Source organism: Aequorivita sp. H23M31, assembly GCF_004022485.1.
Classification (GTDB): Bacteria; Bacteroidota; Bacteroidia; order Flavobacteriales; family Flavobacteriaceae; genus Aequorivita; species Aequorivita ciconiae.
In genome coordinates this window covers 2,880,109-2,896,423 of record NZ_CP034951.1, presented here as the reverse complement: position 1 = coordinate 2,896,423, position 16,315 = coordinate 2,880,109, and the positions used below count along the sequence as shown (strand labels likewise).

Annotated in this window: 14 protein-coding genes; 6 read left to right on the top strand and 8 right to left on the bottom strand. The window is 37.3% G+C overall.

What is annotated here, in order from left to right; translation table 11 throughout:
• Positions 1–33: 33 nt before the first annotated feature.
• Together EI546_RS12770 and EI546_RS12765 are read right to left on the bottom strand one after the other, a co-directional pair.
• Positions 34–1,236 carry a hypothetical protein gene (locus tag EI546_RS12770; RefSeq protein WP_128250902.1) on the bottom strand — a complete coding sequence of 401 codons (1,203 nt, stop codon included), beginning with the start codon at positions 1,234–1,236 and terminating at the stop codon, positions 34–36.
• A gap of 352 nt (positions 1,237–1,588) precedes the next feature.
• Positions 1,589–2,053, bottom strand: coding sequence for a lipocalin-like domain-containing protein (locus tag EI546_RS12765; protein ID WP_128250901.1), 465 nt, complete (start codon positions 2,051–2,053; stop codon positions 1,589–1,591).
• Between the two features lie 174 nt (positions 2,054–2,227).
• On the opposite strand from EI546_RS12765, the gene EI546_RS12760 reads away from it, so the two are divergent.
• From EI546_RS12760 to tsf, 6 genes are all read left to right on the top strand, one after another.
• Positions 2,228–3,310: a hypothetical protein gene (locus EI546_RS12760; RefSeq protein ID WP_128250900.1), complete on the top strand. Its 1,083-nt coding sequence runs from the start codon at positions 2,228–2,230 to the stop codon at positions 3,308–3,310.
• A 196-nt stretch (positions 3,311–3,506) separates the two neighbouring features.
• Positions 3,507–6,959, top strand: a complete 3,453-nt coding sequence (locus tag EI546_RS12755) for a pyruvate carboxylase (RefSeq protein WP_128251619.1) — start codon at positions 3,507–3,509, stop codon at positions 6,957–6,959.
• Positions 6,960–7,307: 348 nt separating this feature from the next.
• The gene (gene rplM, locus EI546_RS12750) at positions 7,308–7,763 is read left to right on the top strand and encodes a 50S ribosomal protein L13 (RefSeq protein WP_128250899.1); all 456 of its coding nucleotides are present in this window, start codon (positions 7,308–7,310) and stop codon (positions 7,761–7,763) included.
• Complete coding sequence (gene rpsI, locus EI546_RS12745; RefSeq protein ID WP_128250898.1) at positions 7,763–8,149, top strand: 30S ribosomal protein S9; 387 nt, start codon at positions 7,763–7,765, stop codon at positions 8,147–8,149. The genes rplM and rpsI overlap by 1 nt, the downstream gene beginning before the upstream one ends.
• 180 nt (positions 8,150–8,329) lie before the next feature.
• The gene (gene rpsB / locus EI546_RS12740) at positions 8,330–9,214 is read left to right on the top strand and encodes a 30S ribosomal protein S2 (protein WP_128250897.1); all 885 of its coding nucleotides are present in this window, start codon (positions 8,330–8,332) and stop codon (positions 9,212–9,214) included.
• Positions 9,215–9,312: 98 nt separating this feature from the next.
• Positions 9,313–10,278, top strand: coding sequence for a translation elongation factor Ts (gene tsf / locus EI546_RS12735; RefSeq protein WP_128250896.1), 966 nt, complete (start codon positions 9,313–9,315; stop codon positions 10,276–10,278).
• 197 nt (positions 10,279–10,475) lie between these two features.
• On the opposite strand, the gene EI546_RS12730 is transcribed toward tsf, so the two are convergent.
• From EI546_RS12730 to EI546_RS16510, 6 genes are all read right to left on the bottom strand, one after another.
• Positions 10,476–10,772 (bottom strand): T9SS type A sorting domain-containing protein, encoded by a 297-nt coding sequence (locus EI546_RS12730; RefSeq protein WP_164905234.1) that lies wholly within the window; start codon positions 10,770–10,772, stop codon positions 10,476–10,478.
• 32 nt (positions 10,773–10,804) lie between these two features.
• Positions 10,805–11,491 (bottom strand): hypothetical protein, encoded by a 687-nt coding sequence (locus tag EI546_RS12725; protein ID WP_128250894.1) that lies wholly within the window; start codon positions 11,489–11,491, stop codon positions 10,805–10,807.
• Positions 11,491–12,339 carry a DUF6973 domain-containing protein gene (locus EI546_RS12720; RefSeq protein WP_128250893.1) on the bottom strand — a complete coding sequence of 283 codons (849 nt, stop codon included), beginning with the start codon at positions 12,337–12,339 and terminating at the stop codon, positions 11,491–11,493. The genes EI546_RS12725 and EI546_RS12720 overlap by 1 nt, the downstream gene beginning before the upstream one ends.
• A gap of 476 nt (positions 12,340–12,815) precedes the next feature.
• The gene (locus EI546_RS12715) at positions 12,816–13,238 is read right to left on the bottom strand and encodes a hypothetical protein (RefSeq protein ID WP_128250892.1); all 423 of its coding nucleotides are present in this window, start codon (positions 13,236–13,238) and stop codon (positions 12,816–12,818) included.
• Positions 13,239–13,240: 2 nt separating this feature from the next.
• Positions 13,241–15,016 carry a DUF6973 domain-containing protein gene (locus tag EI546_RS12710; RefSeq protein ID WP_128250891.1) on the bottom strand — a complete coding sequence of 592 codons (1,776 nt, stop codon included), beginning with the start codon at positions 15,014–15,016 and terminating at the stop codon, positions 13,241–13,243.
• Positions 15,017–15,409: 393 nt separating this feature from the next.
• A complete protein-coding gene (locus EI546_RS16510; RefSeq protein ID WP_240673111.1) occupies positions 15,410–16,306 on the bottom strand; it encodes a T9SS type A sorting domain-containing protein in 897 nt (298 codons plus the stop codon).
• Positions 16,307–16,315 lie beyond the last annotated feature (9 nt).

The window sequence follows — 16,315 nt, the reverse complement described above, 5'->3', positions numbered from 1 at the left end:
AAATCCCAATTATTTTATTGGTGGTGGATAATATTAATCATCGCTATATTGATCCACAAAGTCATAATAAATATTTGCGTTTTCCCTATCATCCAATAAATCGTAGGACCAACCTAAATATTCACAGATAACTACTAAATCATTTTTAATATCCCATACTAAATCATAATCTTCATTTCCCAGAGCGTATTCCATATTCTCCACCTCGTCACCTAGGATGTTTTCTAACATTTTAATAATTTCCTCTGCAATTGTTTCACCTTCAATTCTATTTTTATCATCCTCAGAAAGGATCAAAGCTTCCGCGAGATAGAGAAAAGATTCCAAAGTCAAATATCCCTCGGGGTCTGTTAATTGATAGTAATCTGAAGCCTTCCGGAGCGGATCAATTGCCATTACCGGCTGCCCATCTTCTAAATACAAGCCACCCAATAATGTAAAATCGCCAGCTAACTCCTCTATTAAAGCATAGTCTGGATTTTCTAAATCTACCGCTTCATCCTTTTTATAAGTTTCATTATCAAATGCCTCCAAAGCCTCATCGAAAGTGGCGTATTCAAAAGCCTGAACATTATTTGTTATATATTCGTCCCCCGCGGAGTTATAAGTTCTTTTTGACGAAGTGAGTTGACGCTCCTCAGCTTTTCCGCTTCTATCAATCTGATTTTTAGCCTTTTCATTAATATTCACAGGAATTTCTTCAATTATTGAAATTGTTCCCTGTTCAGTAGAAAATTTAGCTTTTTTACTCTTCTCAAAAGCTTCCACCTCAAAAATCGTCCCCTCAGCATGCGCCCAGGTAAATCCATTTCCAGCTTTATAAAAACTGAGGCTGCTTTTTACATCCTTTAAAAAGTGTTTAACCTTGCCAACTAAAGTTTCAGCTTTAATTCCATTTTTTACAAAACTCAATTTTAGGGCAGAATTGGGCTGCATAACCTGTTTTTGTCCTTTACAGAAAAGAACAATGGACGTGCCATCGGGAGTTTTAAAAGTAGTTCCCGACCTATACAATTTTTGGGGATCGTAAGGCACTGGGCCAGTAAAAGGAGGTTCGTTGGGACTTAATATAGTTAAATTAACCGTGGTAACCCTTTGCCCATTAAAAAGCATTTCGATAATCTGAAATTGTGCCATTCCATCTTGTGAAATCGCATTTAGTGATAAGAAAAACAAAAAGATTGAACTCCACAATTTTAAACGGAAACACTCCGTGTGACCAATAATTGTATCCATAATGATAACTTAGAAGATAAGAGGAGGGCAATTAAAGGTACTTAATTTTGCAATAGCTTCATAATAAAAGATTAAGACAGGTCTTTTTCCAAATAAAAATAGAAGTTTTTAAAAAACTTTCCCGACAGTTTCGATCTGAGTTCTTTTTCCCAAAGTTTATAATTTAAATTACCAAGGTTTTTTCATTGCTTTTAACCACGTTCAAGAACAATAAATTTGATTTTCGGATTTATGTCAATAAAGAAAGCTGGAGTTGAGGCTCCAGCTTTTTAAGTTTTAATGAAAGGTAATTTCAGTGAAAAAATACTTTTTCTAGAATAGGTTATTCATTTAATAATGCTATTTTTTTTAATTAATCACGTTTCAAAACAAACTCTACCGTTCCTAAATCTCCGGCTTCCATTGAATATCTAACCGTGTTATTATTTAAATCAATAGTAGTTGTACTCGATTCCTCATCTGGATTGTCGGGGTTTATCGTAAGTTGGTCACCATCCAGAGTATAGGTACCTGAATTTACAACACTTCCGTCACACTCAATATTCCATATACCGCCGTCAATTTCCGCATTCACCTTACTTAAAGTAAGAAGGTAATTTCCGTCTTCCGTAAAAGAAGCATGGCCTTCGTAACAGGGAATTTCTTTCATAATGTTGCGGTTGGCGGTTCCATCATTATTGAAGTCTATTGGAAGTGCAGCATTTAATTCCACCAAAGTCCAACTTCCTACAAGTGTAGCTTGGGATTTATTATCATCGTCTGATGAACATGCTACAAATAAAACGGCAATAAAAAATACACTCATTAATCGTTTCATAATTTCATTTTTTAATTGTTTCCCCTCAAATTAAAAACATCTAGAAATCAGGAGCTATTCATTTATAATAGATTTAAGGAGTTTTATAAGGACTTTAACTATAACAACACAAAATTATTAAGTCAGATTCCTGTATTATGAAATCTGTATCTTTAGACATTATTACAGAATTCTATGGGAAATCAAAATAAACTAATTTCCAAAAAGAAGCCTAGTTACCCAATAAATGAGGTGCTTCTAAAATACCTTACAAGGCACGGACGGACAATCCAAATTCCCGTCTATTATGATGACCTGCTACGTTTTCAAGGATCGGTTTCCATTTTTGATGAAAACGGAAAAGACACCTTATGGGTCAGCGTTTACTATTCAGAATTTGAAACCGAAGAAATAAACCACAGTTTAAAGAAGATCTATTCACTTTTGTTATCTGATGGAAGCGACGTTATTTTGCCTTATCTCAATATTGACAGTGTAGATTTTTGCACGTTCGGAAACTCAAAACCTTTCCGTGTAAAAGTTCGGAATATACTGAATGATAACTATACGTATATGTATATAAAAACCGCCGATGCCTCGCGTATTTATGGACTAGAACTGGAAAGTATTCTCTCTCCAAACAGCGTGAATTTTTTAGTTCATAAAAACACTTTAATAGAAGAGCATATTATAGGTATTCCTGGAGATGATTTTATAGAGAATCATTTGGATAAATGCAGCGACCAGGATAAAATGCAGGTGGTAAAAGAGTTTGTAAAATTCAATGAACGATGTTTTATTAGGCTTTTGGGCGATATGCGATCTTATAATTACGTAATTGTTCTTACCCATGACTTCGATCGGATTCAATACAGAATTCGCGCTATCGATTTCGACCAACAATGTTATGAAGGAAATATAAAAGTTTATAAACCACAGTTTTTAAAAGAGAACAACAAATTGGTAGAAATGACGCTGGACCTTCTTCGTCAAGAATCTATAGATCAATATAAAAATGAAGAAAGATCACTTTTGGCCAAGCGTGCTACAAGCGAGAAAAAAAGATTAAGACGATTAATGAATTGTATGCGGCACGACGTTATTGCCCCTCCTGAAAAAGTGAAGCAGTTAAAGATGTCTCTCTTTAAACTTACCGGAGATGTAAATTTTAAAAAAGCGACAAATATGGGTAGGATTTTATCGAGTGCCCTAGACTATGTTACAAGGAATTATAAAAATGAAAATCCATACATTATCAAGGAAAAATTAAGATCATAATTCTATTTTTTTAATCCCTCGTTCAAAAAAGCAAAGGTCTCCATTCCAGTAAATTTTGTCTCAGATTATCAAAAAAAGAGGAATAGAAATGGAGAAAAATTAATTTTTTTTAAAATTTTCAAAAATTTAATTTCCTCTGCAAGGGGGTTCCCTATCTTTACCACTGTTTTTAAATTCTAACCGACTGTTTTCCATGATGAAAATCAAAAAAGTTCTTGTTGCCAATCGCGGCGAAATTGCGATCCGAATTTTGCGGGCCTGTGCGGAAATAAACTTAACCACAGTGGCCATTTACACCCACGAAGATCGGTATTCACAACACCGCTATAAGGCCGACGAGTCTTATCAAATTGGAGAAAACAATGATCCATTAAAGCCATACTTGGATGGGGATGCCATCATTGCGATTGCTAAAGCAAAAAATGTAGATGCCATTCATCCCGGCTACGGATTTCTCTCAGAAAACTCGGAGTTTGCAAGAAACTGTGCAAAAAATGGAATTATTTTTATAGGTCCTGATCCGGAAGTAATGGATGCTCTGGGCGACAAAATAACGGCTAAAAAAATCGCTGAAAAATGTGGGGTTCCCATTATTAAAAGTAATACAAAAAAACTTACGTCTTTAAAGATTGCTATTTCCGAAGCGCATACAATTGGTTATCCATTGATGCTAAAAGCTGCCTCCGGCGGTGGCGGACGAGGAATGCGCGTAATAAGAAATGACGAAGACCTTACCAACAATTTTGAATCTGCTCGTAGTGAATCGTTGAATGCATTTGGCGACGATACCATGTTTTTGGAAAAATATGTGGAAGACCCAAAACACTTGGAAGTCCAAATTGTAGCAGATAATCACGGCAATATCCGACATTTATTTGAGCGCGATTGTTCAGTTCAGCGGAGACATCAAAAAGTAGTAGAAATTGCTCCATCTTTTAATGTTTCGCAGAAAGTAAAGGATGAACTTTATAAATATGCCGTTAAGATAGCCACAGAGGTAAATTACAATAACGTGGGAACGGTTGAATTTTTAGTTGACAAAAATGACAATGTTTTTTTTATTGAAGTAAACCCAAGAATACAGGTTGAGCATACCGTTACTGAAATGGTTACCGGAATTGACCTTATTAAAACGCAAATATTCGTTTCGGGCGGCTACAAACTATCGGATAAACAAATAAAAATATACGATCAGGATAGTATATTTACCCACGGATTTGCCATGCAATGTCGCTTGACCACGGAAGATCCGGAAAACAATTTCACTCCCGATTACGGCACCATAACAACGTATCGAAGTGCTTCGGGAATGGGTATTAGGCTGGATGCGGGAAGCATATATCAATCCTACAGTGTAAGTCCATTTTTCGATTCCATGTTGGTAAAGGTTTCTGCAAGTGGCCGTACTTTGGACGGTGCGGTTCGTAAGATGACGCGCGCCCTTAGAGAATTCCGAATTCGGGGAGTTAAAACGAATATTCATTTTCTTCAAAATGTAATTCAACATAAAACTTTTATTGAAGGAAAGGCTACGGTTAATTTTATTGCCAATACTCCTTCTTTGTTCGAAATAAAACTGCCACAAGATCGAACTTCCAAAGTGGTTAATTATCTAGGGGAAGTTATTGTCAACGGAAATCCAGACGTTAAAAAATACGACAAGAATAAAGTTTTTAGAACTCCGAAAATTCCAAAATTCGATTCTTCTGCAGCCTACCCAAAAGGCACCAAGGATTTATTGACGGAATTGGGACCAGAGAAATTCAGTCAGTGGTTATTAAATGAAAGAAAAATTCATTATACCGATACGACTATTCGCGATGCCCACCAGTCATTGTTGGCTACAAGAATGCGAACGTATGATATGATTGAAGTGGCAGAAAGTTTCGCTAAAAACCATCCAAACACATTTAGTATTGAAATGTGGGGCGGAGCAACTTTTGATGTCTGTCTTCGTTTTTTAAATGAAAGTCCGTGGACGCGGCTTCGTGAACTTCGTGAAAGAATTCCGAACATTCTTTTTCAAATGCTTCTTAGAGGTTCCAATGCAGTTGGCTATAAAGCCTATCCGGATAATCTTATTGAAAAGTTTGTAGAGAAATCGTGGGAAAACGGAATTGATATTTTCCGGATATTCGATTCGTTAAACTGGGTAAAAGCAATGGAACCCAGCATTAACTATGTGCGCAACAAAACTGGAGGATTGGCGGAAGCCGCCATAAGTTATACAGGCGATATTCTCGATCCTAAAGAAACGAAATACACTTTAAAGTACTACACTCAGCTTGCAAAGGACTTGGAAAATGCAGGAGCTCATATTATTTGTATAAAAGATATGGCAGGATTGCTAAAACCTTATGCGGCTGGCGAACTTGTTTCTGCATTAAAAGACACTCTAAATATCCCTGTTCATTTACATACCCACGATACTTCTTCAATTCAATCCGCAACTTATTTAAAGGCTATTGAAGCGGGCGTTGATGTTGTTGATGTTGCTTTGGGAGGAATGTCCGGACTTACTTCGCAGCCCAATTTCAATTCCATAGTTGAAATGATGCGAAACCACGAGCGCGAACACGAATTCAACATTACCAAATTGAATGAGTTTTCAAACTATTGGGAAGATGTACGCGAAAAGTATTATCCGTTTGAATCAGGTTTAAAATCCGGTACCGCGGAAGTGTACCAGCACGAGATTCCCGGCGGTCAATATTCCAACCTTCGTCCGCAATCTGAAGCTTTAGGTCTAGGCGATCGGTTTGATGAGGTCAAGAAAATGTATGGTCTCGTAAACGAAATGTTTGGAAATCTGATAAAGGTTACTCCAAGTTCAAAAGTAGTTGGAGACATGGCCATCTTTATGGTAACCAACAATTTGCAACCAGAAGATATTATGCAGCGTGGCGAATCGCTATCATTTCCAGAATCGGTAATCAGCTTCTTTAAAGGGGACCTTGGTCAACCTTTGTGCGGTTTCCCCGAAGAACTTCAAAAAATAATCCTAAAAAACATTCCTCCCTATACCGACAGGCCAAATGCACATTTAGAACCCATAGATTTTGATGCGGAAGTAAGTGCTTTCAATAAAAAGTTTCAAAAAAACTTTTCGAGATCCCTTGAGTTTGAGGATTTCCTTTCCTACAGTTTATATCCACGCGTATTTGAAGACGCCCACGAAAAGTATAAGCTATATGGAAATACTGCAATTCTTTCCACGGAAAATTTCTTTTATGGAATGAAACCACAGGAAGAGGCAACAATCGAGCTGGAACCTGGAAAATCCATATTGGTAAAACTTCTATCTATAGGTATTCCAAATGAAAACGGAATAAGAATTGTCTTCTTTTCAGTAAATGGTGAAAACCGGTTCGTAGAGATTAAGGATAAATCCATACTCGTACAAAAAGAAGTAAATGTACGAGCAGACGAAAACGACAGCAATCAATATGGCGCACCTTTGCAGGGAAGTTTATATAAGGTATTGGTAAAAAAAGGACAGAAAATCCATAAAAATGATTCCTTGTTCATCATTGAAGCCATGAAAATGGAGACCACAATAACCGCAAATAAATCGGGAACGGTAAAATCCGTAACCTTAAAACCGGGAACAATGGTTATGAAGGGAGATTTGGTTTTAACCTTGGAATAAGAAGGGAAAACGAAAACGAAATCGAAAACCAAATCGAAACTTATCCGAAGGAGGAGGAGTGAAAATTTTCATTATGATGGGGGAGTTATAAGAACAATAAACGAAAATACCTGACATAGCTGTTGATCCAATTCTGAATTCTGAATTCAGAATTCAGAATTCAGAATTATTCTAGTCTTATATCTTTCGTCTTTCAGCGCAGCGGTCTTAAGTCTTTTCTAAAAGAAAATTTAATTGTCACCCCTTGCTTTTCAAATAAATAACACTACATTTGCACCCCTCTTAGACAAAATTCTATTTGTTTGAGGGTGAGAAAACAATGATTTATTAACAATTGACAAAAACTAAATGGATACATTAAGTTACAAAACAGTATCTGCCAACAAAAACACCGTTGTAAAAGAATGGTTGGTGGTAGATGCGGACGGCCAGGCATTGGGTCGTCTTGCTGCCGAAGTTGCAGTATTACTGCGCGGTAAGCACAAGCCTAGTTTTACTCCACACGTAGATTGCGGGGACAACGTTATCGTTATAAACGCTGGTAAAGTAGATCTTTCTGGAAACAAGTGGGATGACAAAACCTACATCCGCCACACAGGCTATCCTGGTGGACAACGTAGCCTTACCGCTGCAGAGATGTACAAAAAAGACCCTGCAAGGCTTATTGAAAAGGCTGTAAAAGGAATGCTTCCCAAAAATAAATTGGGAGCAGAATTGTTCAGAAATTTAAAGGTTTATGCGGATGCCAATCACGGCCAAGAAGCGCAAAAGCCAAGAACTATTAAACTTAACTACGGTAAATAATGGAGACAATTCACAAAATAGGCAGAAGAAAAACTGCGGTTGCACGTGTTTACCTTAAAGAAGGAAACGGGACCATTACAATCAATAAGCGCGAGTTGGAAAACTACTTCCCAACAGGAACGCTTCAGTATAAGGTAAAACAGCCATTGACACTTACGGATAACGAAAAAACTTTCGACATTTCTGTAAATGTATTTGGTGGAGGAATCACTGGACAGGCAGAAGCCATTCGTCTTGCCATTTCACGTGCTATGTGTACGCTTAATGACGAAAACAGAGGTATCTTAAAACCAGAAGGTTTGTTGACTAGAGACCCAAGAATGGTAGAACGTAAGAAATTCGGTCAGAAAAAAGCCCGTAAGAAATTCCAGTTCTCTAAACGTTAATATTACCCAACTTGATTGGGTATCTCTTCGGGATACCCAATTTAGGTTGTTAAGTTCATATTTATTATTAATCAAAAAGCTGTTATCCCGAACTTGCTTCGGGAGGTTAGTTTAGCATCTAAACCAAATCCGCCACGGCGGGGGTTGCTATCCTTTCACAGAACGTAAACTAAAACAAAAATGGCAAACAAAGTAGAAGTTAAAAACTTACTTGACGCTGGTGTGCACTTTGGCCACCTAACCCGCAAATGGAACCCAAATATGGCGCCTTACATCTATATGGAGCGCAACGGGATCCACATTATCAACCTTTACAAAACTGCTGCTAAGATCGAAGAGGCCAATGAGGCTCTTAAGAAAATAGCTGCTAGTGGTCGCAAGATTCTTTTCGTTGCAACTAAAAAACAAGCAAAAGACATTGTTGCTGAAAAAGCAAAAGCTGCAAATATGCCTTACATCACAGAAAGATGGCCCGGCGGGATGCTTACAAACTTTGTAACTATCCGGAAAGCGGTTAAAAAGATGTCATCCATTGACAGAATGAAGCAAGATGGTACTTTCAACACACTTTCAAAGAAAGAGCGTTTGGCAGTAGATCGTCTTCGTGCAAAATTGGAGAAAAACCTAGGTTCTATTTCCGATATGAGCCGCCTTCCAGCTGCACTTTTCATCGTTGACACAACCCGTGAGCACATTGCTGTTGCTGAAGCATTGAAATTGAACATTCCAATCTTTGCCATGGTTGATACAAACAGTGACCCACGTGTTATTGACTACGTAATTCCATCAAACGACGATGCTTCAAAATCCGTTGAAGCTATTATGAGCTTGGTTTCTGAAGCTATCATCGAAGGACTATCCGAAAGAAAGTCTGGAGGAACCGAAGATGACGAGGACGAAGAAAAAATGGAAAAAGCAGCAAAAAGAGAAAGATCGGGCAAACCTGCTAAAAAAGAAAAACCAGAGGTTCCATCTACCGATAAGGAAGATGTAGAAGCTATGGAGGAAGCAAAGCAACCTGTTCGTTTGAAATCGAAAAAAGAAGTTCTTAACGAAGAAGAATAATAACGATATTTTAAAATTAAAAGTCGTTTGGTTCTTTTCTACATCGAAAATAAACTAAACGGCTTTTTTCAATATTAAACGCTAAAAATTATAGAAAAATGGCAAAAATAACAGCCGCAGAAGTTAACAAACTAAGACAGGCCACAGGCGCAGGAATGATGGACTGTAAAAAGGCATTAGTTGAGGCAGACGGGAATATGGAAGAAGCAATTAACATCCTTAGAAAAAAAGGACAGAAAGTTGCTGACCAAAGAGCAGACCGCGATTCAAGTGAAGGCGTTGCAACTGCAAAAATAAACAGTGATCACACAAAAGGAGTTATCATTTCCTTAAACTGTGAAACCGACTTCGTTGCCAAAAACGATTCATTTGTGGATATGGCAAACAAAATGGCCGAAATCGCTTTGAATACATCTTCAAAGGAAGAGCTTTGGGCTTCAGAATACGACGGAATGACCGTTGCAGAGAAATTGACTGAGCAGACCGGTGTTATCGGTGAGAAAATAGAGATTGGTGGTTTCGAAATTTTGGAAGCACCGTTTGTAGGTTCCTACGTTCACGTTAACAAAATTGCTGCCTTGACCGGTCTTTCAAAAAAAGTGGACAATGCTGAGGAATTGGCAAAAGACGTTTCTATGCAGGTTGCCTCAATGGGTGCAACTACCCTTTCTTACAAAGATTTTGATCCAGAATATATTGCTTCAGAAACCGAAGCAAGAATCGCTGTTATTGAAAAAGATAATATCGAATTGGGTCGTTTGGGAAAAACCAAAAAAAATGTACCTAAATACATTTCAAGAGCACAATTGACTCCAGAAGTTTTGGCACAAGCGGAAGAAGATGCAAAAGCTGAATTAAAAGCCGAAGGCAAACCAGAGCAAATCTGGGATAAAATTCTTCCTGGAAAATTAGAACGTTTTATCAGTGACAACACTACCTTGGATCACGAAAAAGCATTGCTTGACCAAAATTTCATTAAAGATGAAAAGAAAAGCGTTGCCGATTATGTAAAATCTTTTGGTGACGTTGAGGTTGTAGGTTTTAAAAGAGTTTCTTTGGCTTAGTTTTTTTTAAGGAGACTTAGGACTGTAAGACCCGCCACGGCGGGCAGGCGTAGGACGTAGGACTAAAAGAGGTCTTGAAACTTTTTATCTTACTTCCATTGGAACTTGAGGTAATCTTTAAAACACGGACATACTTATTTTATATAACAAAAGAGGCTGGAATGATTTTCCAGCCTCTTTCTTATTGATATTACACTTTACTTTTTAACGAACTTTTTTGTTGCCCTATTTCCGTATTCATCCGTGAGATGCAGGATGTAAATACCGCTTGAAAGATTCGAAACATCTAAAGAGGCTTGTTCTTCAAACAATAAGTCTTGGATGCTTAAAAGCCCGCCTTCCGAATTAAAAATTTTGAATGTGGTCTTTCCCGACAAGGTTTTGGAAACCAAGCCCAACTTTTCACCAACTGGATTCGGCTGAATATAAAATCCCCGATCTTCAAATGAGGAGACCCCTAGGGAGCAATCTTCAGAATATACAGTTAAGAACAAAACATCCAAAAATTACAATACATAACAATATCTTATTGATTTGTAGAAATAATTTGACCATTCTTAAAATACAAAAACACTTGATTGTTGTTCCAATCGTCAAAATCATGTTCTATGATTGCCTTATATTTTTTCCCGGAAATCCAGACATCAAATTCGGAATTTTTTTTTATTTTTTCAAAATCGAATATGATTTCCCTGTTTTCTGAATTCTGGCTTTCCCTTCCATCGACTATAGTTCTACTTATTTTCTCACGCAGAATCGATGAGGAAATAATAGAGTCTATTTTCTTTGCTTTATCTCTATTATAAAAATAGACTAATAACTCTTTGGGCTTTTCCAATTTACGTTTTCCTTTAGAAACCCCCTTGTCATACACATTGATGGTATCATTTATGATATAACCCATGTCATGGAAACCCCAACTTGTCTCCCATTTTTTATTTTGTGAATAAAAGATGATCCAAAAACTACCTTGATACCATATGTGGGATTTATCAATATTAATCTTGAGTACATCTTTCTGATCCACACCAATTCCATCTGAAAAAACTATTTTTTCCAATGCTTTTTCCTCATTTTTAGGAATTACGATGGAGTCGATTCTATGGGATGAAAAGTTATTGACTGTTAAATTCACATTTTCTTGGCCATTGCAGGAAACAACCATAAATAGAGTGAATATAAAGCCTCTGCCGATTTTACAATTTACTGCCATTATTGATTTGTTGATTTTAGAGTAGAATTAGGTAAAATGTTTTCCCCATCATGATTTGCCAATGGATCCAGATACAAAATTTGAGATGTATTTTGCATCGCATTAATAACTACGGATTTTATAATTGTGCTTGGAGTTAGAGTATTATATATTGCGCCAATTCCAGCACCAATAGAGTTGTTATGTAAATCCATTTCCATCTCTAATGGATGGTTCGGAACAATAGCTCCAGTTTCATGCGCGGTTGTAAACAGCAATGTGATAGGCACCCCAAAATCTGAAGCATCTAACGCATTCCAAAATGTATGTCTGAATGCGTCTGCTTTGCCATTGTGGATTCGTGTGAAAGTCCCATCCAAAATAAGTTGTTGCGCAGTGTTTAAGGCATTCATAGAATTTTTTATATGAAAAACAGCCTCACGTGGGAATAGAGCAAATAAAATAAATTCTTGGGCATTTGGTTTTTCTTCTGGCTTTAAACCATTAATTCTTATATTATTATTTATCCAAACAGAATTATTCCACCAATTAAAAGGCATTCCATCAGTCTTTCCGGGAAAATTTATATCTGTATATTCCGGAACAATGTAATTAGTGTCAATCAAGAAATTAATTAAGTCAAATACAAATTCTACTGCTTGATAACTATTATTAATTGCGACGGAATTAATTAAAGACCGTATCAACCCATAATCGGCATCATTGCCACTCGCGGCAAAATATTGACCGAACAGATCCATAAGCTCAGGATAATCCTCCAATATCCCCAGTTCTGCCTGGGTCAGGTTCAGTTGGGCATTCATGGCTGCCACCCAGGGCACCACGCCGTTGCCGTTATCCAGACCCATTAATTTTTTGCCACATAATTATTTCCATTCAATTTCATCCTTTTTATTCAGCATTACGTTATAGTCACGATTCAAATAACCTGATAAGTCGTTATGATAGGATTTATGTATCACGTTGTCTTTTATAAAAACAGTTATTGAAATCGTGAAATCATGATGATTCGATTTAGGTCTATTGCGGGGTATAGTTAACATTACCGTTTCGAATGGTTTGATGCTATGATAGCCTTCAGAATAAACATCCGCAGACGATACACTAATTTCTAAACTATCTATAGAGGTCTTAGATTCATTTGTGAATGTTATTGTCCGCTCTTTTGGACTGCAATTAAAAATAAAAAATGTAAACAATGAAATATAAAATATCCTCATGGCTACTGATTTGTTGGTTTAATGCGTGTATTTGAGATACTGTGCAGCAAGTTCGCGAACCTTCACCATTTACCTCGTAAATTAAATAAACTTTTACTTAAATTTTAATCAATGGTATCAGCAACATTAGTAAATTCCATTAATAATACGCCTTTAGAAGTAGTGTTACGATATTTGGAAAAGCATATTTTTTTTATAGGTGGATTATTGCTCTTCTGGTATAAGGCAACAATTTCCCCATCTTCTTCTTCAAATCTGCCGTAAAATAATTTTCCGACATAATTGGGCGGCACAACGGACAATCCTACCACAATCGTGTCAGTGAGACGGTTCTCAATAATATTAATTTCCCTGTCAAAGCTATATTGGCTTTTTCCATTCTTAATAATGTCCGCGCAGATTTCCGTCTCCCCAATGCCGATTTCATCAGTATTGACAAAAAATGTTTTTGAAAACTTCCTATTGGACGAATTATCACAGGAACAAAATACAAAAAGAAAGATAAATACCTTGCAAATACTCCCCATGACTATTGATTTGTATTTTTGATTATGGTTGTCGGTATAATTCCATTTAAACAAGTTGGACAATCTTGTATCCCGTCATTATTCGCATCAAAAGGTGGGGAAAAAATGAAATTCAAGGGGTCTAAATATTTAAGAGTACCATTTACAACCAGTTGCATTATCCCATCAGAAATTGATTGATTTGTAGTTCCCAATGGAGAACATACAGTACAATATTGAATTCCCACTTCATTATTATGCAAGTCCATTTCTTTCTCCAATTGTAGCTGAGCGGGAACTTCAGACTCATGAGCTTCTCCAAACATCCTAACAACAGCTGCTCCGTTGCCTACAACCGCTACTTTGGCAGAACGGGTATTTAGGGCATTGAAATATGCATGTCTAAAGGCATCTGACTTATCGTTCAATCCGTTTTTACCAAATCTTAAAATGGTTTCATTTTCAGCAGTATCTTTATTTTTGCTCATAAAATATGCCAGCGTAGGAAATATCTTCACGAGTCTTTTTTCTTCCTCGGTCAATCTTTTATAAGGATCAAAAGTATCAAGGGAGAAATTATTGTTTAAAAAATTGTAATCACTCCACCAATCAAAAGGAAAACCATCTGTCAGCCCAGGATAATCAGAGGCTGTAAAGTTTGGGGTGGTATAACCCAGGTCAATTAATAGGTTTATTAAATCGGAGACAAACGCAACTCCCTCATAATCGTTTTTTACAATCATATAATTGATCAACGACCGAATCAACCCATAATCGGCGTCATTGCCCATCTGGGCAAAATACTGCCCAAACAGATCGAGAAGTTCAGGGTAATCCTCCAATACCCTTAATTCTGTTTGGGTCAGGTTCAGTTGGGCATTCATGGCAGCCACCCACGGTACCACGCACATACCATCACCATCTTCAATTCCCGTTCCAGGACCTGTGCCTCCTGAGCCACCACCTCCTGTATTACAGGGCTCCATAGGAAATGGGACCGTATTGGTGTTTCCACCGCCACCACCACCGCCATTTCCGCCACCGCCATCTCCGCCTCCTCCGGTGCCCCCATCTCCTATGGAGAAATCCATAAAACAGCGGGTGCTACAGGAAACATAAGTGTATGGTAGTTGATCGGGAGTGCCACTACAGTCCTCTCCCGGAGCATGGTTACCATTCGCTGTACAATTTACTGCCACGGTTGTACAAGTGGTAACACAGGACATTCTGCTCAATAAACCTGTGAAAGTTCCATTTTCAAATTTTTGGGCAATTACGGGCAACTCGCCCGCTGCGAAATTGCCATTTGCGATTTCCAAGAATTCCTGCTCATTTACCGGGTATTGCATTAGATACTCATCATATTCATCCGTTTCGGGATTGTAATGCAGTACGACATTTTCAATATAATATTCCGGATTGCTTCTTCTTACTTTAAAGGTATAGGTATGTGTATCGTCATATTCCATATAGACGACTTCGTCCGTTAATATATCAAACGTTTCGGTTCCTTCTCCCCCTCTCTTTTTGACGGTGTTATCATTTAAGTTTTTCGTCATTTGATTAAGAAGCTTTTTTACCTGAGCATAATGTGGAGCTTTATCAAAGGGCATCTTTCGCGGAATGATATCCTGCACTTCAGTTGAAGTTTCTGTTCCTTGGTTAAGTGTGTCGTCTTGAGAGCACGAAAATAGAATCACCATCAAGCAAACCAAGGAAAGGGAAAAAGTTAATAGCTTTTTGATCCGTTTTGCTCTTTTAGACCCTAAGGAAGTGCGTTTGTGCGTTTGTGCGTTCATAATTTAGTTTTTGAATTTGGTTAAGGTGTTAAACATATACTAAAATAATGAACGAAGCAAGGCAAAAATGGAACTCTGGAAAAGTTCCATGAAGACCAAATTTGAAATCTTAAAGCGGATGCTGAAAACAATAGAGTATATTTCTCCTTGGCGATATGGAAGTAGTAGGCTTTAAGAGAGTTTCTTTGGCCTAAGTTTTTTAAGGAGACTTAGGACTGTAAGATCCGCCACGGTGGGCAGGCGTAGGAAGTAGGACAAAAAAAGGTTTTGAAACTTTTCATCTTACTTCCATTGGAACTTGAGGTAATCTTTAAAACACGGACTTACTTATTTTATAAAACAAAAGAGGCTGAAACGATTTTCCAGCCTCTTTTTTATTGAAAATATGTTTGATTACTCTTTGATAAATTTCTTTACTGCCACATTGCCATTTTCATCCGAGAGATTCAAGAAATACATGCCATTTGAAAGGTTCGAAACATCTAAAGAGACTTGTTCTTCAAACAATAAGTCTTGGATGCTTAAAAGCCGGCCTTCCGAATTAAAAATTTTGAATGTGGTTTTTCCCGAAAAGGTTTTGGAAACCAAGCCCAATTTTTCACCAACTGGATTCTGCTGAATATAAAATCCCTGATCTTCAAATGAGGAAACCCCTAGGGAGCAATCTTCAGAATATATAAAATCAGCAGCAATGTACCAATTGGAGTAGGGAGGTCGATTACTGGTCGCAGCTGCTGCATTATCAACAGTTACACATGTTAATTCTGTCAATTCACAAGGTTCACCCTCATATCCACAGGATAATTCCACGGTTAAAATAGCGTTGTTCTCATTTTTAAGGTTCAAAGTTTCCAAAAAGATTAGATTTTCCGCATAAAGTACTTCGAGATTGACATTATTACTCAGATCCAATGAAGTAATCATCATATTGAATCCGGCTGAATCACTACTACAATAAAGTTCCCTTAATGCAACATTCTGACTGACATTTAGGGACGTTAGGGAATTACCTGTCGCATCCAAAATTTCAAGGGCGGCAAAATCCTCTAACCCTGTTAAATCACTTATTTGAACATGATTTAGGTTAAGCGTAACTACTGTTTCAATATCGCTTGTCAATACTTGCCCGTTAACTTCACCATCACTGTCTATACCCAAATCAATCAAGGCCTGCTCAAAATTTGGATCGGGAATGTTGGTGATTTGAGCCATTAATGCCATAGGGAATAGGAGAAAAAAAAGTACTTGAAGAATGGCGGGTTTTATATCTATTTTTCGTATAGTTTTCATAATCGTTTC